At 67.9% G+C, this 18,395-nt stretch carries 17 protein-coding genes; 6 read left to right on the top strand and 11 right to left on the bottom strand.

Features of this window, described 5'->3' with window-relative positions; all coding sequences use genetic code 11:
- The first annotated feature begins 15 nt into the window (after nt 1–15).
- Nucleotides 16–1,428 carry a phospholipase effector Tle1 domain-containing protein gene (locus tag ACQVBX_RS15035; RefSeq protein WP_431635098.1) on the top strand — a complete coding sequence of 471 codons (1,413 nt, stop codon included), beginning with the start codon at nt 16–18 and terminating at the stop codon, nt 1,426–1,428.
- A gap of 28 nt (nt 1,429–1,456) precedes the next feature.
- Nucleotides 1,457–2,029 carry a relaxation protein gene (locus ACQVBX_RS15030; protein WP_431635097.1) on the top strand — a complete coding sequence of 191 codons (573 nt, stop codon included), beginning with the start codon at nt 1,457–1,459 and terminating at the stop codon, nt 2,027–2,029.
- 104 nt (nt 2,030–2,133) lie between these two features.
- Here ACQVBX_RS15030 and ACQVBX_RS15025 read toward each other — a convergent pair whose 3' ends face one another.
- The 7 genes from ACQVBX_RS15025 to ACQVBX_RS14995 all read right to left on the bottom strand — a co-directional run bounded on the left by ACQVBX_RS15025 (nt 2,134) and on the right by ACQVBX_RS14995 (nt 8,408).
- Nucleotides 2,134–3,912 carry a DUF885 domain-containing protein gene (locus tag ACQVBX_RS15025; RefSeq protein WP_431638202.1) on the bottom strand — a complete coding sequence of 593 codons (1,779 nt, stop codon included), beginning with the start codon at nt 3,910–3,912 and terminating at the stop codon, nt 2,134–2,136.
- A 62-nt stretch (nt 3,913–3,974) separates the two neighbouring features.
- A complete protein-coding gene (locus ACQVBX_RS15020; RefSeq protein WP_431635096.1) occupies nt 3,975–4,679 on the bottom strand; it encodes a helix-turn-helix transcriptional regulator in 705 nt (234 codons plus the stop codon).
- A gap of 117 nt (nt 4,680–4,796) precedes the next feature.
- Nucleotides 4,797–5,426, bottom strand: a complete 630-nt coding sequence (locus tag ACQVBX_RS15015) for a glutathione S-transferase family protein (RefSeq protein WP_431635094.1) — start codon at nt 5,424–5,426, stop codon at nt 4,797–4,799.
- 38 nt (nt 5,427–5,464) lie between these two features.
- Nucleotides 5,465–6,253 carry an NIPSNAP family protein gene (locus ACQVBX_RS15010; RefSeq protein WP_431635093.1) on the bottom strand — a complete coding sequence of 263 codons (789 nt, stop codon included), beginning with the start codon at nt 6,251–6,253 and terminating at the stop codon, nt 5,465–5,467.
- Nucleotides 6,250–6,435: a hypothetical protein gene (locus tag ACQVBX_RS15005; RefSeq protein ID WP_431635092.1), complete on the bottom strand. Its 186-nt coding sequence runs from the start codon at nt 6,433–6,435 to the stop codon at nt 6,250–6,252. The genes ACQVBX_RS15010 and ACQVBX_RS15005 overlap by 4 nt, the downstream gene beginning before the upstream one ends.
- Nucleotides 6,432–7,046, bottom strand: coding sequence for a DJ-1/PfpI family protein (locus ACQVBX_RS15000; protein WP_431635091.1), 615 nt, complete (start codon nt 7,044–7,046; stop codon nt 6,432–6,434). Before ACQVBX_RS15000 ends, ACQVBX_RS15005 begins: the two co-directional genes overlap by 4 nt.
- 96 nt (nt 7,047–7,142) lie before the next feature.
- A complete protein-coding gene (locus tag ACQVBX_RS14995) occupies nt 7,143–8,408 on the bottom strand; it encodes a hypothetical protein (protein WP_431635090.1) in 1,266 nt (421 codons plus the stop codon).
- A gap of 269 nt (nt 8,409–8,677) precedes the next feature.
- On the opposite strand from ACQVBX_RS14995, the gene ACQVBX_RS14990 reads away from it, so the two are divergent.
- The 3 genes from ACQVBX_RS14990 to ACQVBX_RS14980 all read left to right on the top strand — a co-directional run bounded on the left by ACQVBX_RS14990 (nt 8,678) and on the right by ACQVBX_RS14980 (nt 12,849).
- Entirely contained in the window at nt 8,678–9,712 is a 1,035-nt protein-coding gene (locus tag ACQVBX_RS14990) for a class 1 fructose-bisphosphatase (RefSeq protein WP_431635089.1), read from the top strand.
- 102 nt (nt 9,713–9,814) lie between these two features.
- The gene (locus ACQVBX_RS14985; RefSeq protein WP_431635088.1) at nt 9,815–10,723 is read left to right on the top strand and encodes a patatin-like phospholipase family protein; all 909 of its coding nucleotides are present in this window, start codon (nt 9,815–9,817) and stop codon (nt 10,721–10,723) included.
- An 80-nt stretch (nt 10,724–10,803) separates the two neighbouring features.
- Nucleotides 10,804–12,849: a S9 family peptidase gene (locus tag ACQVBX_RS14980; protein WP_431635087.1), complete on the top strand. Its 2,046-nt coding sequence runs from the start codon at nt 10,804–10,806 to the stop codon at nt 12,847–12,849.
- A 66-nt stretch (nt 12,850–12,915) separates the two neighbouring features.
- Here ACQVBX_RS14980 and ACQVBX_RS14975 read toward each other — a convergent pair whose 3' ends face one another.
- Both ACQVBX_RS14975 and ACQVBX_RS14970 read right to left on the bottom strand, forming a co-directional pair.
- A complete protein-coding gene (locus tag ACQVBX_RS14975; RefSeq protein WP_431635086.1) occupies nt 12,916–13,095 on the bottom strand; it encodes a hypothetical protein in 180 nt (59 codons plus the stop codon).
- A 145-nt stretch (nt 13,096–13,240) separates the two neighbouring features.
- The gene (locus ACQVBX_RS14970; protein ID WP_431635085.1) at nt 13,241–14,338 is read right to left on the bottom strand and encodes a PA0069 family radical SAM protein; all 1,098 of its coding nucleotides are present in this window, start codon (nt 14,336–14,338) and stop codon (nt 13,241–13,243) included.
- A 148-nt stretch (nt 14,339–14,486) separates the two neighbouring features.
- Between ACQVBX_RS14970 and ACQVBX_RS14965 the strand changes: the two genes are divergently transcribed.
- Nucleotides 14,487–14,711 carry a hypothetical protein gene (locus ACQVBX_RS14965; RefSeq protein ID WP_431635084.1) on the top strand — a complete coding sequence of 75 codons (225 nt, stop codon included), beginning with the start codon at nt 14,487–14,489 and terminating at the stop codon, nt 14,709–14,711.
- Nucleotides 14,712–14,817: 106 nt separating this feature from the next.
- Here the strand turns inward: ACQVBX_RS14965 and ACQVBX_RS14960 are convergent, their stop codons facing one another.
- Together ACQVBX_RS14960 and ACQVBX_RS14955 are read right to left on the bottom strand one after the other, a co-directional pair.
- Complete coding sequence (locus ACQVBX_RS14960; RefSeq protein WP_431635083.1) at nt 14,818–16,224, bottom strand: hypothetical protein; 1,407 nt, start codon at nt 16,222–16,224, stop codon at nt 14,818–14,820.
- 253 nt (nt 16,225–16,477) lie between these two features.
- Nucleotides 16,478–18,133: an MFS transporter gene (locus ACQVBX_RS14955; RefSeq protein WP_431635081.1), complete on the bottom strand. Its 1,656-nt coding sequence runs from the start codon at nt 18,131–18,133 to the stop codon at nt 16,478–16,480.
- Nucleotides 18,134–18,395 lie beyond the last annotated feature (262 nt).

Raw genomic sequence — 18,395 nt, 5'->3', positions numbered from 1 at the left:
CTGGAGCGCCACGGAATGGCCGAGAAGCACAAGCGGCAAGCTGATGGATGGCTGTCCGAAGGAGTGACTTTTTTCCCAGCTGACGGTACCCGCCTAGCCATGTACCAAAGGGCTAGGGAACAATTGGCGACCTTCGATGAGCCGGTTCTGGTACATGCCGGGAACCCTCACGAGTATCTATTTGTCGCCGCGCTGGATGGTACGGGTAACGACGCCGACAAGGATCCCGAGCACGCGACAAACGTCGCATCCATCCGGCAGGACCTCGTTGCTCACATGTCGGAGCATCCAAACATCCGCGTGGGCTACGTCGCAGGGGCAGGTACTCAGGAAAATCCCCTCAAGCGCGCGCTGGATGGTGCGGACGGCTATACCTGCGAAGAGCGTGCGGAGCTGATGTACAAGAAGTTCATCGAGCAGGCCAAGGAATGGCGCGAAGCGGATCCAGATGCGCGGATATCCCTTGCTTCGGTAGGCTTCAGTCGCGGTGCCGACGAGGTAGCAATCTTTGCCCGACTGGTGCACGAACGTGGCATCCAAGATCCCGCGGGGGCCGTCTATACCTATACCTCGGATCACCTGGTTGCGCACGTCGCATATACCAAGCCTCCGCTCGTCGCTCCCGGCAAAACCGCGCAAGCGGTGGCATTGATGGATCCAGTGGGCACCGGCAATGAGCTTCGCAATGACGATCGCCGGCTTCCACCATCGGTGGTGTCCGGAATCCAGCTGATGTCGACCGACGAGAGGCGCAGCCTCTTCAAATCTGACCACATCATCGATCCGGGCATTACCGCCGATGGGCGCTTTGCAGGCATCTACGTGCCAGGCGCGCATTCCGACGTGGGCGGGAGCTATCACCGTGACGGGCTGTCCAACCGCGCGGGTAACCTGATCATCGATTACATCAACGGTCTCAGTGACCAGCCCTTCCTCACCAAGCAGCCCGAACCCGATGACCCCCGTCTCAACGTGGTGCATCGTTCCGAGGAGGGCATGTTCATTTATCGGATCACCCCCAAGATCGATCGTCTTCAGCCGGGTGGCTACAACGAGCGGCTGGTCCCTTGGCGCGACATCGGCAAGGTCGCTGATCCGAACAATGCTGAGCCTCGTGATGAATTGTTGAGTGCCACATTGCAATGGCAGCGGATGCCCAACGGCCCCCTCCCAGGCGTGCAGCCTGGCAGCCGGAATGCCGCCGATCACACCTTGTCACTGCAGGTCGACCACATGCTCGCGGCGGCGCAAAGCGGCGACTGGGGGACCTTCATGCGCGACAACCAGCAGTTGGCCGCCATGGATGCCGGGCGCGACCTGCGCGCTCAGGCGGGTGCGGCGGTGGATGCGCTGGAGCAGTCCGCGCTGCATCAGCCGGTGCCGCAGGCGGCCGTTCCCGTAATGGAAACCCGTGGACCGATGCGTTGAGCGCGACGGAACGAAGGAGCGATACCCCATGGACGAGCAGCAACTCTCCGCCCTGATCAGCAAGACGGCCGCGCTGATGGAGCAGTTCGACCGGCGTTGCGGCGTCATCGATGGCCGCCTGCAGACGCTGACCGGCGAGCTGGAAACAGTGGCCCGGCAGGTACCGGCGATCGTGCGGCAATCGGCCGATGGATCGCTCGCTACCTTGCCCGCGCTGGTCATGGACAGGATGAGCGCCGGCATGGAGCGGCCGGTGCACGATTACCAGCAGCGTGTGCGTACCGCCGGCACGGAGATCGAGGGCGCGGCGCTGCGGCTGTCCGGCCAACTCGCACGGCTGGAGCGGCTGCATCGCCTGCTGCTGTGGAAAACCGTGGGCGCCATGGCAGCCTGCCTCGTGCTGCTGCTCGGCGGCGGCGCCTGGCTGTCGATGCAATACGCCGGCGTGATCCGCGACAATCAGCTGTCGGCCGAGCTGCTGCGCGCGTACAACGGGGCGGACGTCACGCTCTGCGATGGCGGGCGACTGTGCGCCAACATCGACACCCGCGCCCGCCGCTACGGCGAGCGCGGCCAGTATGTGCCGGTGGCGCCGCGTTGACCTGCCCCGTCGCACGACCACCTTCCCGGCTCCTTCGCGGAGTAAAGCTCACCGCCGTGGCAGGTGCTCGCCGCTGACCACGCGGCCTCGCGCGACAATCGTGATCAGCGCTTGGCGTCGCCGTCGTGCCCGTCGCAGCCGAAGTCCGGCTCGGGACCACCGTCGGCGATGAAGCGCTCGATGCGCTGCTCCAGCACGGGCAGCGGCACCGAGCCCAGCTGCAGCACGGTGTCGTGGAAGGCGCGCAGGTCGAACTTGTCGCCCAGCGCCTGCTCGGCCTTGCGGCGCAGCTCGAGAATCTTCAGGTAGCCGATCTCGTAGGACAGCGCCTGCCCCGGCCAGCTGATGTAGCGGTCGACCTCGTTGGCGATCTCCCGGTCGGACAGCGCGGTGTTGTCGGTGAGGTAGTCGATTGCCTGCTGCCGCGTCCAGCCGTCGTGGTGGATGCCGGTGTCCACCACCAGCCGGGCCGCGCGCCACATCTGGTAGGTGAGATAGCCGAAGCGCTGGTAGGGCGTGGTGTAGATGCCCATCTCGTTGCCGAGGTATTCGGCATACAGGCCCCAGCCTTCGCCGTAGGCGGAGATGTAGCTGTCGCGGCGAAATGCCGGCTGCCCGCGTTGCTCGGCGGCCAGCGCCAGTTGCAGCGCATGGCCGGGCATCGACTCGTGCAGGGTCAGCGCGGGCATGTTGTACAGCGGCCGCGACTTCAGGTCGTAGGTGTTGACCAAGTAGGCATCGGCCCCGCCGCGACCGGAGGTGTAGTACGGCGCGATGTCCGCCGGCACCGGCACGATGGCGAAGCGCTGGCGCGGCAGGCGGCCGAAGAACTTGCCCAGCTGGCCATCCACCTGCTTGGCGACCCAGGCGGTGCGCATCAGCAGTTCGTCGGGCGTCTTGGCGTAGAACTGCGGATCGGTGCGCAGGAAGTGCAGGAACTGCGCAAAGCTGCCCTTGAAGCCGCTGTCCTGCATGGTCTGCAGCATCTGCGCGTGGATCTTAGCGACCTGCTCCAGCCCGGTCTGATGGATCGCCTCGGGGTCGAGATCCAGCGTGGTGTACTCGCGGATCTGCTGGCGATAGAACGCCTTGCCGTCGGGCAGCGCCTCGGCGGCCAGCGTGGTGCGCGCCTGCGGCAGGTACTCGTTGCGGAAGAAGTCAAGAAGCCGCTGGTAGGCCGGAATCACGTCGTCGCGCACGCGGCGCAGCGCCTCGCCCTGCAGCGCCTGCACCTGATCGGCGCTGAAGCTGTCCGGCAGGCGCTTGAACGGCGCATAGAAATCGCTGGCGGTCGGGTCGGTGAGATTGGCGACCGCGGCGATCGACACGTCGCGCCCGTCCAGCACCGCGCGCGGCACGCTGAAGCCGCGCTTGAGACCCTCGCGCATGTTGGCGATCTGCTGGTCGAAATACGCGGGGATCTGCCCGAGCCGGTCGAGATAGCGCTGGTAGTCGGCGGCGCTGCGCAGCTGATCGTCGTGCAGTTCGTAGCCGATGTCGCCCCAGAACGAAGAGTCGCTGTTGAACGGCATCTGCCAGGTCTTGAACTGCTGCGCGGCGAGCAGGTTGGCGATCTGCGCGTGGTAGATCGCGTAGTTCACCCGCTCCTTGGACGACAGCGCGGCCGGGTCGATCGTGTCGAGCTGGTCGAGCACGGCCTGCCAGCGCTTCTGGCGCGCCTGCTGGGTGGCCGGATCGACGCTGTCCAGGCGACCCTCGCCGGGCTGGATCTCGCCGGAGCTGCTGATGCCGCTCTGCCCGGTGCGCCACGCCCATTCGCGGGTGTAGATGTCGCGAAATCGCCCATCGGCACTGCTCGCCGGCGCCGCCACGGCAGTCAGGCTCAGCGTCGCGGCCAGCAGGCCGCCCAGCAGGTACTTCATCGACACGTCCCCTCCGCAAAATCAATCCACGATCTTCGCAGAGATTGCGCGCAATGCCAGCGTCAATCCATGCCCGCGTAGTAGGCGCGCATGGCCGTGAGGTAGGCGTCGAGATTGTTCGCGGGACGCTCGGTAAAGCACTCGCCGGTGTCTTCGATGGCGTCGATGCGGTCCGGCCGGAAATTGCGGAAATCCGCGCGCAGCCGGCACCAGGTGCCCAGCGTCCAGGCGCCGCCCCAGAACGCCAGGCACAGCGGCTCGATCTCGCGCTCGCTGGCGCGGCCGGCCTCGTCGCGGTAGGTGAGGCGAAGCACGCGCTTGGCCTCGATCGCCGCATGCAGCTGGTCGATACGCGCGGCGAAGGCGGCTTGGTGCGCATCGCGCCATACCGGCGCGTAGATGCGCGTGCGCACCGAGCGCTCGCGCAGGTCCGCCGGCAGCACCGCCTCGATCTTCATCAGCGCCGCCTGCGCGCCGGCGGCCAGCCGGTCACCGGCAAACGCGCGTACGAAGCGCGTGCCCACCACCAGCGATTCGAGCTCGTCGGCGGTGAACATCAGCGGCGGGATGTCCGAGCCCTTGCGCAGCACGTAGCCGACGCCGGCCTCGCCTTCGATCGGCACGCCGGAGAGCTGCAGATCGGCCACGTCCCGGTAAACCGTGCGCAGCGAGACGCCCAGCGTCGCCGCGAGCGAACGCGCCTGTAACGCGGTGCGGCGCCCGCGCAGGGCGTGGATGATGAGGAACAGGCGGTCGGCTCGGCGCATCCGCGCATGATGCCGGCAGACGCATCGCAGCGCCTGCGACACAGGTCATGCGGGCGTATCGAACCGTATGGACGGCCATCCGGCCACGGGCGAACCGCGGGCCGGATCGCCATGTGCCTAGCCCTCCCGGGCGGCGAATTCGGCGTCCTTCGCCAGCGCACGCTGCATGGCCGGACGCGCCAGCACGCGGTCGATGTAGCCGCGGATCACCGGCAACTCCGGCACCAGCTGGAATCGGGTGGTCCAGTTCAGCGCCGTGCCCCACAGCACGTCGGCCGCGGTGAAGCGCTCGCCAAACAGATACGGGCCCTTTTCCAGCTGCGCGGTCAGCGCATCGAGCACCTGTTCCCAGCTGCCGTAGGGGGAGGTCGAGGGCGGCGCCGGCTCGCGCTTCATGGCGCGGTCGACGATGGCCGGCTCGAAGCACGAGCCGTAGAACACCAGCCAGCGCAGGTACGGGCCGCGCAACGGGTCACCGATCGGCGGGGCGAGCCCCTTGTCGGCGTACAGGTCGGCCAGATAGATGAAGACCGCCGGTTGCTCGGCGACCAGCGCGCCGTCGTGCACGATCGCCGGCACCTTGCCCATCGGGTTCACGGCCAGATACTCCGGCGCGCGCTGGGTGCCGGCCTTGAGGCTGAGCAGGTGCAGGTCGTAATCGACGCCCAGCTCCTCGAACAGGGCAAGCGTGCCGCTGGCGCGGGTGTGCGGGGCATAGAAGAAGGTGACGCGGGGTGCAGGAGTCACGGCACGGTTCCTCGTGTGGATGGTGGGTGGAGAATGCCTCAGAGCGGATCGACGGCGGCAGGGACGCCGACCGGCGCGGGGGAACGAACCTCGATGGCACCCCGCAGCAACGATCGCGCCGTGGGGGCCAGGTGCAGCCACTGCGGCGGGCCATCCAGGCTCGTCTGCCAGCGCGCCAACGCCTCGGCGGCAGCCGGATCGGCCTCGATCGCGTGGCGCCACCGCGCATGGCTGGCCTCGTCCGCGAAGCCGGCGAACCAGACGAACACCGGCTCGTCCTCGCGCACCGGCAGGCGCGGGAAGTTGTTGCGCGCCGGCTCGGTGATCCAGCTGCCTAGCAGCCGCGCGCCGTGCGCCTCCCATCGCGGGCGCACCCGGTAGTCGAACGCCTGCGCCACCGCGCGGGCACTGCCCGGGCGCAACGGGCAAATCATCGCCCGCACCGGGCCTGCGGGTAGCGGCCGGCCCGCGGGTGCTCGCTCCAGACCGCGCAGGTCGAACGGCTGCCAGGGGCGCAGCAGCAGCACGTCGTCCGAATCGATCATCGTGGCGTTGGCCTCGTTCCGGTGCGCGCGCCATACCGGGCCGTCGTAGAAGGCGGCCAGGGCATGAGCGCGCGCCGCCATGTCGGCAAAGCCGCGCAGCCAAACGAAGCGATCGGCATCGGCGACATCGGCAAACTGGCCCGGCAGGGCGATACCCAGCGCCTCCTGCGATTCGATGAAGGCGCGCTCGAACAGCGTCACCAAGCGATCGCGCTGGCCCGGGCGCAGCGTGTACTGGCGCAGCTCGAGGACACCGATCGCCGCGGTCGCGGACGCACTCATGGCTTGCCCCGCCCGCGTCGCGGCAGCACCAGCGCCACCCAAGCCAGCAGGCTCAACCGTGCCGGCCTGGGTCGTTGCTCCGCAGCGGACGGGCGTTCGAGCCGGGCGGTGCCCTCGACCAGCGTGCCGCGCAGGTACAGCGGCCGATAGGCGCGCAGCAGGCGATCCAGGTGCTGGCTCATGCGGCCACCTCGACCGGCGACGCGCCCGCGCACCATGCCGGCAGCCTGGCGTGCTTGAACAGGCGGAACCAGTCCTCGCGATCGGTGGGGCTGTAGAGATCGAGCGTGCGGATCACCTCGCGCGCGAACTCCACGCTGCCCAGGTGACTGGCCGTGATCACCCCGCCGTCGTTCGCCGCCAGCACCTCGGCGTCGTACTGGTCTTCGCCCGCGTAATCCGGCACGGCGCTCAGCTGACCGGCCCAATTGCCGGTGTGGCGCACGCCGTCGAGCAGACCGGCGCGCGCCAGCGGCACCACGCCATTGTCGATGCCCGCCACCGTCGCCCCGGCGGCATGCGCCTCACGCAAGCGCTCCACGGCCGCCGCGCCTTCACCACGCAGCCACAGGTGGCCACCGGGGACCACCAGCATGACCGCGCGATCCATCGCCAGCTCGGCCAGGGTGGCGTCCGGCTGCACCGTCAACCCGCCCATCGACACCACCGGCGCCCGGCTGAAGCCGAGCGTGCACACCTGCCACTCGCCCGGCCGACGCACCTCGCACAGCGCCAGTGCTGCCTGCCAGTCGGCGAAGCCGTCAAACACCAGAACATAAACCGTATCGCGCATGGACCTGCCCTCCGTGGGTGGAGCGCAAGCATCGCCCCGCCCTGCTGCCAACGTGATGTCAGCAGGGTGGTGAGATGGAGTCCGCGTGGCGTCGCTTCAGGGGCCGGCTACGTCGATCACCGTTTGCGAGAGCGTTCGGCCCTGGTCACTTCTGGCGAGGAGGCGATACCGCCCCGGCCGTAGATAGAGCTTGGCGCTGCTGGTCGGCTTGAGGAACGCGTAGATATCCGCCGGGGTCGCCAGATCCGGCTCACCCACGTAATGAGCTTCCACCACGCAGGGGATCTGCTCGCGACACAACCTCGTGTCAATCGGATAGCTACGGCGCTGCCCGCCAAGGGTGAGCCATGCGGGCCGTTGCATGTCATTGAACGCCACGAAGGCCTGGGTGGCCATCTGCATGCCACTGTTGAGGATGCGATAGCGGCCGTGCACGGGATCGTCGACCTCGGCCGCTCCCAGTGCGCCGAGCGTAAGCGAACGGGGGGAAATCACGCTGATGTCGTAAAGCTTGGGCGCCGCCGACCAAGGGCGCCCGCTGGTCCGGTCGACAAGCACCTCGGGCACGTCTGACGGAAACCGGGCAGTCAGCAGCTGGTAGTCGTCTTCGCCATTACGCTGCGCCTCGACAAACTGGGCCTGATCGACCGACAGCGGATCCACACCGGTCAGCTCGGCGAGCGCCATGGCCATGGGTCGGGCCCGGCCCAGTCTGCCGATCGCCTTATCCACATGGGCGTAACCCGCCGCGACCACGAGGCGCGCTTGGGAGTCCTTGGCGAAAACCCGGTCATAGAGGTTTCGCGCCTGTCCCGATTCGCGCGCCTGGGTATTACCAGCCGCGGAATCATCGTCGTAGGGCACCAGAATGAAGCCCAGCCGGATGCCCTGACGCACGATTTCGCCATACAGCGGCTCTTGCAGGTACTCGGTACCGCTGCTGCGCAACGGGTACCCGCGCTTGGTGAGGTCGGGATCGTTCCCTAGCGCCTCGATCGCCAGATGCGTGAACCCCGCTGCCCGCAAGCGCGGCAGCAGCTGCAGGGTGAGCGCGCGGGTCTGCGCGTTGTGGTGCACCTCGTTGATCATGACGATGCGGCGGCTGGCCGCTTCCCGCGCGATCACGTCGAGCGCATTCTCGGCCTGCCAGGCTTGAGCCTCGGGCAGTATCAACCCCGGCACCGGCTCCATCCTCAGTGGAAACTCCAGCACTGCGCGGCTGTAAAGGCCAAGCTCGGACAGCGCGAACGCGCTCATCTGCGCGGCGAGCCCCTGATTAGCGACGGACAGTTCCGGCTTGATCGTCTGCAGGTACTGGTACCGTGCCAGCGGATCAGGGCGCTTGCTGAGCGCGACGAACATCCGCACGGCCGCCCGATCGTACGATTGCGCGCAGGCCGCTGTTGCGCCCAGTAAAGCGGCAGCACACAGGAAGAGACGAAGACATCCAACGCGCATGACATCGACCGCAGCCGGGGACACGGCTGCCAGTTTGCGCGCGAAGGAAACTTCCCACAATCGTCCCAAAAGTCCCGGTTCCTACCCCACCGAAGGGGGCGCGCGAGATGCCTCCGCTGGCGCGACCCGAACGCTCACGGGACAATGAGGCTTCTTTCTGCCATGGAGCTCTCATGAAACCCGTTTCGCTGATCCAGTTCCTGATCGAGGAACGCCGCGCTGGCCACATCAACGCCGAGCTGTCGCTGCTGATCGAGGTGGTGGCGCGCGCCTGCAAGCGCATCAGCGTGGCGACCAACAAGGGCGCGCTGGGCGGCGTGCTGGGCATGGCGGCGGGCGAAGGCGATGCGGCCAGCATCAATATCCAGGGCGAGGCGCAGAAGAAGCTGGACGTGATCTCCAACGAGATCCTGCTCGAGGCCAACGCCTGGGGCGGTCATCTGGCGGCCTGCGCGTCGGAAGAAATGGAAGACCCGCAGCAGATTCCCGACATGTATCCGAAGGGCAACCACCTGCTGCTGTTCGATCCGCTGGACGGCAGCTCGAACATCGACGTGAACATCTCCGTCGGCACCATCTTCTCGGTGCTGCGCTGCCCGGATCACGTGACCGAACCCAAGGTGGAGCACTTCCTGCAGCCGGGCACCGAGCAGCTGGCGGCGGGCTACGTGGTGTACGGCCCAGCCACCGTGCTGGTGCTGACCTTCGGCCACGGCACCCATGAGTTCACGCTGGACCGCGAGGTGGGCAGCTTCGTGCTGAGCCGGCGCGGCATCCGCATCCCGGAAGCCACCGCCGAGTTCGCCATCAACATGTCCAACCAGCGCCACTGGGAAGCGCCGATGCAGCGCTACGTGGGCGAGCTGCTGGCCGGCACCGAAGGCCCGCGCGGCAAGGATTTCAACATGCGCTGGGTCGCCTCGATGGTCGCCGACGTGCATCGCATCATCACCCGCGGCGGCGTGTTCTTCTATCCGCTGGACGCGAAGATCAAGAGCAAGGGCGGCAAGCTGCGGCTGATGTACGAGGCCAACCCGATGGCCTTCATCGTGGAGCAGGCGGGCGGCGCAGCCACCACCGGGCGCGCGCGCATCATGGAAATCGCGCCCAGCGGACTGCACCAGCGCGTGCCGGTGTTTCTCGGCTCGCGCCAGGAGGTGGAACGAGCCACGCACTATCACGTGGAAGCGGACGGCGCGCGTCTGTGAGTCGCCGAGCCAATGGCGACTGAAGGCGGCCACGGAGCGGGCCGCGCGGCGCCCCATCGCCGCCGTAGACTCGCCCGCTTTGCCGCCGATGTCGCCGTCCCGATGAGCCTTCGCCGATTACTGCTTCCGCTGCTCGCCACGCTGCTGCTCGCAGCGTGTGCACCGGCGGTCCGCCGCCCGCCCGCACCCACCCCGTCGCCGCTGCCGCCGTTGCGCATCGGCCTGGCGTTGGGCGGTGGTGCGGCCAAGGGCTTCGCGCACATCGGCGTGATCAAGATGCTCGAGGCCAACGGCATCCGGATCGACGTGGTGGCCGGCACCAGCGCCGGCAGCGTGGTGGGCGCGCTGTACGCCGGCGGCATGGACGGTTTCGCGCTGCAGCAGGCGGCGTTGGCGCTGGACGAGTCCAGCCTGCGCGACGTGCGGCTGTTCTCTGGCGGCCTGGTGCGCGGCCAGGCGCTGGAGGACTACATCAACACCCAGCTGGACCACACGCCCATCGAGCGGCTGAAGAAGCCGTTCGCTGCCGTCGCCACCGAGCTGGAAAACGGCCAGCGCACCGTATTCACCCGCGGCAACACCGGCGAGGCGGTGCGCGCCTCGTGCAGCATTCCCGGCGTGTTCGAACCCACCGCGATCGGCCTCAAGCACTACGTCGATGGCGGCGTCACCAGCCCGGTGCCGGTGGACGCGGCGCGCCAGCTCGGCGCCGACGTGGTGATCGCGGTAGACATTTCCAGCAAGGCCGACGGGCGCAATCCCGAAGGCATGGTCGACATCGTCAACCAGTCGATCAGCATCATGGGCCAGACGCTGGGCGCGCAGGAGCTGGCGCGCGCCGACGTGGTGATCCGGCCGCAGGTCGCCGGCATCGGCGCGACCGACTTCGCGCAGAAGCAGCAGGCGATCCTGGCGGGCGAGCAGGCCGCCGTGGCCGCGCTGCCGACGATCCGCGCACGGCTCGCCGCAGTCAGGCAGGCGCGTGCCCAGAGGGCGGCGCCGGCGCCCTGATCGACACACGCGCGCAGCACTTGGAGCGCCGGCCCGCACGCTGCTAGCGTCGTGGGCCGATCCGCCCCATGAGAGTGACCATGATTCGATCCTTCCTTCGCCTGTCGCTGGCGATGCTGGCGGGCGCGCTCGCTCCCGCCGTGCTGGCGGGCACCGCCCCGGTCGACCCGCGCATCGACCACTTGCTCACCGAATTGGGCAAGGTGCGCGCCGTCCACGCCGTGCAGCTTTCACCCGATGGCCGGCAGCTGGCGTGGGTGGTCGATACCGCCGGCAAGCCGGCGATCATGCTGGCCGGGACCGATGGCCGCGGCGCGCACCGCCTCAACACGCGCGACCAGCCTGGCCGCTGCAGCGAGAGCGACATCGCCTGGGCGCCGGATTCGCGCCATCTCGCCTTCCTCACCGATTGCCCCAGCGTCGGCGCCAAGCCGGGTCAGAAGGATCTGGTGCTGGCCGACGCCGCCGGCAAGGCGGCGCCCAAGCGGCTGGCCGCGCTGCACGGCTACTCGCACGACCTGGCGTGGTCCGCTGACGGCAGGCGTGTCGCCTTCCTCTACGTCGAAGGCGCCACCCGTGCGGCCAGCGCGGTCGCCGCGGCCAAACCGGCCGCCGGCGAGATCGGCGTGGATGGCCTCGAAGTGCAGCGCGTCGCCGCGGTGCCGGCCACCGGTGGCGCCGTGCAACTGCTCACGCCCGCGCCCAGCTACGTGTACGAATTCAGCTGGTCACCGGACAGCCGCCGGCTTGCCTACGTGGCCGCGCCGGCGCCGGGCGACAACAACTGGTGGATCGCCAAGCTCTACGCGCAGGACGCGCGCGCCGACGCCGCGCCGCGCGCGCTGGTCGACACGCGCACCGTCACCGGCCCGCTGCACGGACTGCAGATGGCGCTGCCGCGCTGGTCACCGGACGGTTCGCGCATCGTCTTCATCGGCGGCCTGATGAGCGACCAGGGCGCGACCGGCGGCGACCTCTACGCCGTGCCCTCCGCCGGCGGCGCAGTCACCGCACTGACCCCGGGCATCAAGGTCACCCCGGTGTGGTTCGCCTGGACCGGCGCCGATCACCTGCTGGTGGCGCAGATCCGCAATGGCCGCAGCGAAGTGGCGCCGTACGCGATCGATGCCACCCACGCCACCGCGCAGGCACCGCTGTTCACCGCAGACGCCAGCCTCGGCGACGGCAGCGCGGCGATGGGCCTGTCGCTGTCGGCCGATCATGCGACGGTGGCCTATGCGCAGAGCTCCTACGCGCAGGCGCCGGAAGTGCATGCCGGTGCGCTCGGCGCCACCGCGCCACCGGCGGTCACCGCGATCAACGCGGCGCTGAAGCCTGCGTGGGGCCAGGCCGAGTCGATCGAATGGGACAACGAAGGCCGCCATGTGCAGGGCTGGCTGCTCTACCCGGCCAACTACGACAAGCACCGCAGCTACCCGATGATCGTGATGGTGCATGGCGGACCGGCCAGCGCCGTGCTGCCGCGCTGGCCGTCGGTGGGCTTCGGCGGCGTGCCGTTCTCGCCGCTGGGCTATTTCGTGTTCATGCCCAACCCGCGCGGCAGCTACGGCCAGGGCGAGGATTACGTGCAGGCCAACCGCAAGGACTTCGGCCACGGCGACCTGCGCGACATCCTCGCTGGCGTGGACACCATCGAGAAGACCCTGCCGGTGGACGACCAGCGCCTCGGCCTCACCGGCTGGAGCTACGGCGGCTTCATGAGCATGTTCGCGCCCACCCAGACCCAGCGCTTCCGCGCCGTGGTGGCCGGCGCGGGCATCGCCAACTGGCAGAGCTACTACGGCCAGAACCTGATCGACCAGTGGATGACGCCGTTCTTCGGCGCCTCGGTGTATGACGATCCGGCGGTGTACGCCAAGAGCTCGGCGATCAACTTCATCAAGCAGGTGAAGACGCCGATGCTGATCGTGGTCGGCGACCGCGACGCCGAATGCCCGGCGCCGCAGTCGTTCGAGATGTGGCACGCGCTGCGCGCCCAGGGCGTGCCGACCTCGCTGGTGGTCTATCCCAACGAGGGCCACCACTTCGTCGATCCGGCGCACCAGCGTGACGTGCTGCAGCGTGCGCTGCTGTGGTTCGGCAAGTACCTCCCCGCAGGCAGCTGATCCACCGCTTCCACTGCACCTAAAGGGCGGGTCGCACGACTCGCCCTTTTGCCGGGCACACCGATCTCAGGGCCCGGGCGGATCACGCCGGCGCGTGCTCTTCACCGCGCCCAGAACACCCAGACCCAGCATCACCACCACGCCGGCGATCAGCCAGTGGGTAGGCGTGTGCAGCATCCACGCAACATACGCCAGACCGCCGATCACCAGCAGCATGCCAATCAGATAGATCGCAAACGAAGACATGGGCACCTCCGCATAACCTAAGGTCAGACGCAGCGCACCGCCGCGCATCGATCGCGAAGCAAAGCGGTGGCGCGGTCAGGAGGATGTGAAGCGCCGCGGGCACGGTTCAGCAAACGCTGCGGCGCAACCCAGGACGGGCTTGTGCCTAGAACAGCTGACCCTGTGGCGATGGCTTGCGTGGCGGCACGAAGCGGGTGGTGTCCAGCTGCAGTTCGCGGGCGCGGCCGAAGCCGTGTTTGCGGCAGGCAATCTCGAAGCGGCGCTTGAGCAGATCGGCGAACACGCCCTGCCCGCGCATACGCGTGCGGAAGTCGCTGTCGTAGTCGCGTCCGCCGTTCATCTGCTGGATCAGGCTCATTACATGCGCGGCGCGATCGGGCGCGTGCAGCGCCAGCCATTCGCGGACCAGCGCCTTGAGCTCGTGCGGCAGACGCACCACGGTATAGCCGGCGCAACGCGCGCCCGCGGCAGCGGCCTGTTCGAGCACCGCTTCCATGTCGCGGTCGTTGAGCACAGGGATGATCGGCGCCACCAGCACGCCCACCGGCACGCCGGCGTCGGCCAGCGCGCGGATCGCCTGGATGCGCCGGTGCGGGGCGCTGGCGCGCGGCTCCAGCTTCGCGGCCAGGTGGTTGTCGAGCGAATTGGCCGAGACGAACACCTGCACCAGGCCGGCTTTCGCCATCGGCGCGAGCAGATCCAGGTCGCGCTCCACCAGCGCGTTCTTGGTGACGATCGTGCACGGATGGCCGCATTCGGCCAGCAGCTCCAGCGCGGCGCGGGTCAGGCGCCAGCGCTTCTCGATCGGCTGGTAGGGGTCGGTGTTGCTGCCGATGTTGATCGGCTCCACCCGGTAGCCGGGCCTGGACAGCTCGTGCCGCAACACCTCGGCGAGGTTGCTCTTGGCACGCAGCTTCGTCTCGAAATCCAGCCCGGGCGAAAGGTTGAGGTAGCTGTGCGAGGGCCGCGCAAAGCAGTAGATGCACCCATGCTCGCACCCACGGTAAGGATTCATCGCCTGGGTGAAGTGGATATCGGGCGAGTCGTTGCGGGTGATGACGCTGCGCGCGCGCTCCTCGGTGACTTCGGTGCGCGGACGCGGCGCCTCCTCGTCGAGCAGGGCGCTCTGCCAGCCGTCGTCTTCGGCGTGGTGGCGGATCGACTCGAAGCGCCCTTGCGGATTGGACGCGGCACCGCGGCCTTTGAAGACGCGGGGAGCAAGGGGATCGGATGGCTGCGGCATCGCGGCAGCGTAGCGGGCCGGCATCTCAGCGGACGCGACATGCCGCGCGCATGACCGCCGTCACGGCCGACGCATTCATTGCGTCGGGGCAGCAGTTTATGATCAGGCGGCCGCCGCTCGGGGCGGTGAATCCACTGGCGGGATACCCATGCGCTGGCTGCTGCTGACCGGAACCGTGCTGGCCTTCGTGCTGTGCTTCACGCGCCACAGCGGGGGCGCGATGGGCCTGTGGCTGCTGATTGGGCTGGTCGGCCTGCTGGCGACCGGTCTGGCCTTCGCGCAGGCGCGCATCGCCTCCAGCGCGCGGGCCGAATCACTGTCGGCGTACGAGCTGCAACGCCTGCGGGAAGGCAAGCCGCCGCTGGATCGCTGAGCGCGCTGCACTCACGCCGTGCAAAGAAAAACCACGCCTCGCGGCGTGGTTTTCTGTTTGTTTGGGACAACGAGCGGCAGCACGGAGCGACCGCTCGCGGTAGTCGTCAGAAGTTGTACTTGGCGCTGAGCGACACCTGGCTGCCCTTGGTGGTCTTGGTGGTATCGGGCGCCGCCAGCGTGGTGGTGTCGAGCTTGGAGTAGAGGTACTCCGCACCGAGCTCGTAGGCGCCGGAGGTGTAGATCAGGTTGACCGCCGCCTGGTTGTTCTTCAGGCGCCCCACCGAGCCGCTGCCCAGCCACTCGACCACGTCGCTGCGCTTGGGCTTGCTGGAGGCGTAGAACAGGTTGGCGCTCCAGTTCGGGGTGAACTTGTAGCCCGCCTGCAGGTAGCCGCCGGTTTCCTGGATGTCGCCGAACTGGATCAGCCCGCCGAACACCTGGCCCAAGCCCTTGCCGCTGTAGATGTTGCCCTTGAACATCCAGTTGCCCGGATGCCAGTTGCCGCCCACCTCGAAGCCCTCGCTGTCGATGGTCTTGGCGATTGGGGTGGCGCCCGTGCCGTCGACGCCGCGCAGGTCGATCTGTGCGTAGTGCGCCACGAAATAGGCCAGCCAGTCCTTGTCCTGCACGTGCAGGCGGGCCTGCAGTTGCGGACGGAACCCGGCGTTGCCGGCGGTCAGATAGTTGATGTTGTCGCCCGGGCCGCTCCAGTTGCCGTTGAAGCCACCCAGATCAAGCCGCCACTTCGGGCCGTCCGAACCGTGGTTGAGATCCTGCATCCACACCACGCCGGGGAAGCGCCAGCCGATCATGCCGGTGCCATAGCCAAGCGGGAACGCGACATGGGTGACCGAGGCCGGCACGTTGTCCAGCGGGAACAGCAGATCCCACTGCTGGCCGATGCGCACCGTGCTGCCGGTAGAGGCGTTGGTCAGGTCCATGTAGGCCTGGCGCAGGCGCGGCGTCGGCTGCGAGACCGAGTACGGGCCGGTGCCGTTGAAACCACCGAAGAAGTCCATCTCGATGCGTCCGCCGCCGCTCCAGTTCTCGTTGAACTTGGCGCCGGCGAAATCGAGCCAGAAACGGGTGTTGCGGATGTCCACGCCGGTGTTGCGGCCATGCGTGCCCACGTTGGGGAATTCGGCGTTCTGGCCATTGCCGAAGGTGAACGCCTTGTCCTGCGAGAACGCGGTGGCATTGACGAAGCCGTGCAGGGCCACCGACACGCCCGGCGCGCTGGCGAACACCGGCTTGGCCGCCGGGGCCGGCGCCGGCGCGGCGGCGACCTTCTCGATCTGCTGCTGCTGCGCCTGCTGGTTGCCGGCCAGTTGCTGCAGGCTCTCACGCAAGGCCTGCAGTTCCTTCTGCTGCTGGTCGAGTTGATCCTGCTGCTTCTGGATCAATGCCTGCAGCGCTTTGACGTCGGTCTGCTTGGTGGCCGCGAACGACGGACTGGCGACGGCCAGACCCAGCGCTGCCGCCACGGCGAAAAACATAGGGTTTCGTTTCATGGCTCACTCCCCGATTGGAAGACCGTCGACAGCGAGGCCGCAGCGTCTGCGACAACCCCGGAACCGCCGCCCGGATATGGCAAAAAGATTACAGGACCGTTAACGCGGGCAGATAGCGATTTCTCCGCGTCGCCCCTACGACTTTGGTCGTCCTCGCGCCGGTACCGCTTACATGTAGCGATACCGGCGCGGGATGGTTCGATGTGATGCCTGGAGCTCGCATGCGCCGCCAGCAACACGCGGGAGCCTGCCGTCAGGCGTGGATATCCACGTCCTTGGTCTCCCGCACGAACAGCGCGCCGATCACTACTGTCATCGCCGCGATCACGATCGGGTACCAGAGGCCTGCGTAGAAATCGCCCGTCGCTGCGACGATGCCGAACGACACCGAGGGCAGGAAGCCGCCGAACCAGCCGTTGCCGATGTGATACGGCAGGCTCATCGAGGTGTAGCGGATGCGGGTGGGGAACATCTCCACCAACCACGCCGCGATCGGGCCGTAGACCATGGTCACGTAGATCACCAGCAGCCACAGCAGCAGCAGCACCATCGGCTTGTTGATGGTGGCCGGGTCCGCCTTGGCCGGATAGCCGGCGGCGTTGACCGCGGCGCCCACGGTATCGGCGAACGCCTTGCTCTGCGCAGCGAAGTCCGCCTTGGCCAGCGCGCTGCCGTCGAACGAGGTGAAGTCCTTGCCGCCCACCGACACCACCGCCACCGTGCCCGGTGCCGCGGCGATGTTCTCGTACGGCACGCCGCGCTTGGCCAGGAAGCTCTTGGCCACGTCGCAGGAGCTGGTGAACACCTTCTTGCCGATCAGGTCGACCTGCAGGTTGCAGTCCTTCGGGTCGGCGGTGACGCGGATCGGCGCGGACACGCTGGCCGCCTCGATCGCCGGATTGCCGTAGTGGGTGAGCGCCTTGAAGATCGGGAAATAGGTGAGCGCCGCCAGCAGGCAGCCGGCCAGCACGATCGGCTTGCGCCCGATCTTGTCCGACAGCGCGCCGAACACCACGAAGAACGGCGTGCCCAGCAGCAGCGCGCCGGCAATCAGCAGCTGCGTGGTGGTGGCGTCGATCTTCAGCGTGGAGCCCAGGAAGTACATCGCGTAGAACTGCCCGCAGTACCACACCACGGCCTGGCCAGCGGTGGCGCCGAGCAGGGCCAGGATCACGATCTTCAGGTTGCCCCAGCGCGCGAACGACTCGGTCAGCGGCGCGGTGGAGTGCTTGCCCTCCTCCTTCATCTGCTTGAACACCGGCGACTCGGCCAGTTGCAGGCGGATGTATACCGACACGGCCAGCAGCAGCGCGGACAGCAGGAACGGAATGCGCCAGCCCCAGGTGTCGAACTTCGGACCGAGCATCACCTTGCAGCCCAGGATGATCAGCAGCGACAGGAACAGGCCGAACGTCGCGGTGATCTGGATGAAGCTGGTGTAGAAGCCGCGCTTGCCGTGCGGCGCATGCTCGGCCACATAGGTGGCGGCGCCGCCGTATTCGCCGCCGAGCGCCAGACCCTGCAGCAGGCGCAGTGCGATCAGGATCACCGGCGCGGCCACGCCGATCTGCTCATAGCCCGGCAGCACGCCGACCAGGAAGGTCGAGAGGCCCATGATCAGGATGGTGACGAGGAAGGTGTACTTGCGTCCGACCAGGTCGCCGATGCGGCCGAACACGATGGCGCCGAACGGGCGCACCGCGAAGCCGGCGGCGAACGCCAGCAGCGCGAACACCAGCTGGCTGGCCTCGTTGAGGCCAGAGAAGAACTGCTTGCCGATGATCACGGCGAGCGAGCCATACAGATAGAAGTCGTACCACTCGAAGACGGTGCCCAGGCTGGATGCGAAAATCACCCGCTTGTGGCTGACGTCGAGTGCGCTGTTCGCATCGATGCCGCTGGTGGCCATGCTCTACTCCCCTCAAGGTTGAACCATTCCGCCCTTGGCGGAAGTGGTGCCGCGATGCCGCGGCGTTCACTCGGACAGGCCGCCCCCCGGCCTGTCGAACCCGCGTTGCCGATCTATCCCGCCGCGCCGGCGCCCTCGTTGATCAGCCCGACCAGACCTTGGGCGTGTGCAATCGCGCACCGGCGTCCGGTGCATGCGCGAGCGCGGCACGATGACGCCCCGAGCATGGTGATGTTGCGCCGCGCGCAGCTATACGGCTTTG

The organism is Dyella thailandensis, assembly GCF_050749815.1.
Classification (GTDB): domain Bacteria; phylum Pseudomonadota; class Gammaproteobacteria; order Xanthomonadales; family Rhodanobacteraceae; genus Dyella_A.
This window is presented reverse-complemented; position numbering and strand designations above follow the sequence as displayed.

Coding starts and splice junctions, on each gene's coding strand:
- ACQVBX_RS15035 (WP_431635098.1), top strand. CDS start 16: ATGGCCGAGAAGCACAAGCGGCAAGCTGATGGATGGCTGTCCGAAGGA.
- ACQVBX_RS15030 (WP_431635097.1), top strand. CDS start 1,457: ATGGACGAGCAGCAACTCTCCGCCCTGATCAGCAAGACGGCCGCGCTG.
- ACQVBX_RS15025 (WP_431638202.1), bottom strand. CDS start 3,912: ATGAAGTACCTGCTGGGCGGCCTGCTGGCCGCGACGCTGAGCCTGACT.
- ACQVBX_RS15020 (WP_431635096.1), bottom strand. CDS start 4,679: ATGCGCCGAGCCGACCGCCTGTTCCTCATCATCCACGCCCTGCGCGGG.
- ACQVBX_RS15010 (WP_431635093.1), bottom strand. CDS start 6,253: ATGAGTGCGTCCGCGACCGCGGCGATCGGTGTCCTCGAGCTGCGCCAG.
- ACQVBX_RS15005 (WP_431635092.1), bottom strand. CDS start 6,435: ATGAGCCAGCACCTGGATCGCCTGCTGCGCGCCTATCGGCCGCTGTAC.
- ACQVBX_RS15000 (WP_431635091.1), bottom strand. CDS start 7,046: ATGCGCGATACGGTTTATGTTCTGGTGTTTGACGGCTTCGCCGACTGG.
- ACQVBX_RS14995 (WP_431635090.1), bottom strand. CDS start 8,408: ATGTTCGTCGCGCTCAGCAAGCGCCCTGATCCGCTGGCACGGTACCAG.
- ACQVBX_RS14990 (WP_431635089.1), top strand. CDS start 8,678: ATGAAACCCGTTTCGCTGATCCAGTTCCTGATCGAGGAACGCCGCGCT.
- ACQVBX_RS14985 (WP_431635088.1), top strand. CDS start 9,815: ATGAGCCTTCGCCGATTACTGCTTCCGCTGCTCGCCACGCTGCTGCTC.
- ACQVBX_RS14980 (WP_431635087.1), top strand. CDS start 10,804: ATGATTCGATCCTTCCTTCGCCTGTCGCTGGCGATGCTGGCGGGCGCG.
- ACQVBX_RS14975 (WP_431635086.1), bottom strand. CDS start 13,095: ATGTCTTCGTTTGCGATCTATCTGATTGGCATGCTGCTGGTGATCGGC.
- ACQVBX_RS14970 (WP_431635085.1), bottom strand. CDS start 14,338: ATGCCGCAGCCATCCGATCCCCTTGCTCCCCGCGTCTTCAAAGGCCGC.
- ACQVBX_RS14965 (WP_431635084.1), top strand. CDS start 14,487: ATGCGCTGGCTGCTGCTGACCGGAACCGTGCTGGCCTTCGTGCTGTGC.
- ACQVBX_RS14960 (WP_431635083.1), bottom strand. CDS start 16,224: ATGAAACGAAACCCTATGTTTTTCGCCGTGGCGGCAGCGCTGGGTCTG.
- ACQVBX_RS14955 (WP_431635081.1), bottom strand. CDS start 18,133: ATGGCCACCAGCGGCATCGATGCGAACAGCGCACTCGACGTCAGCCAC.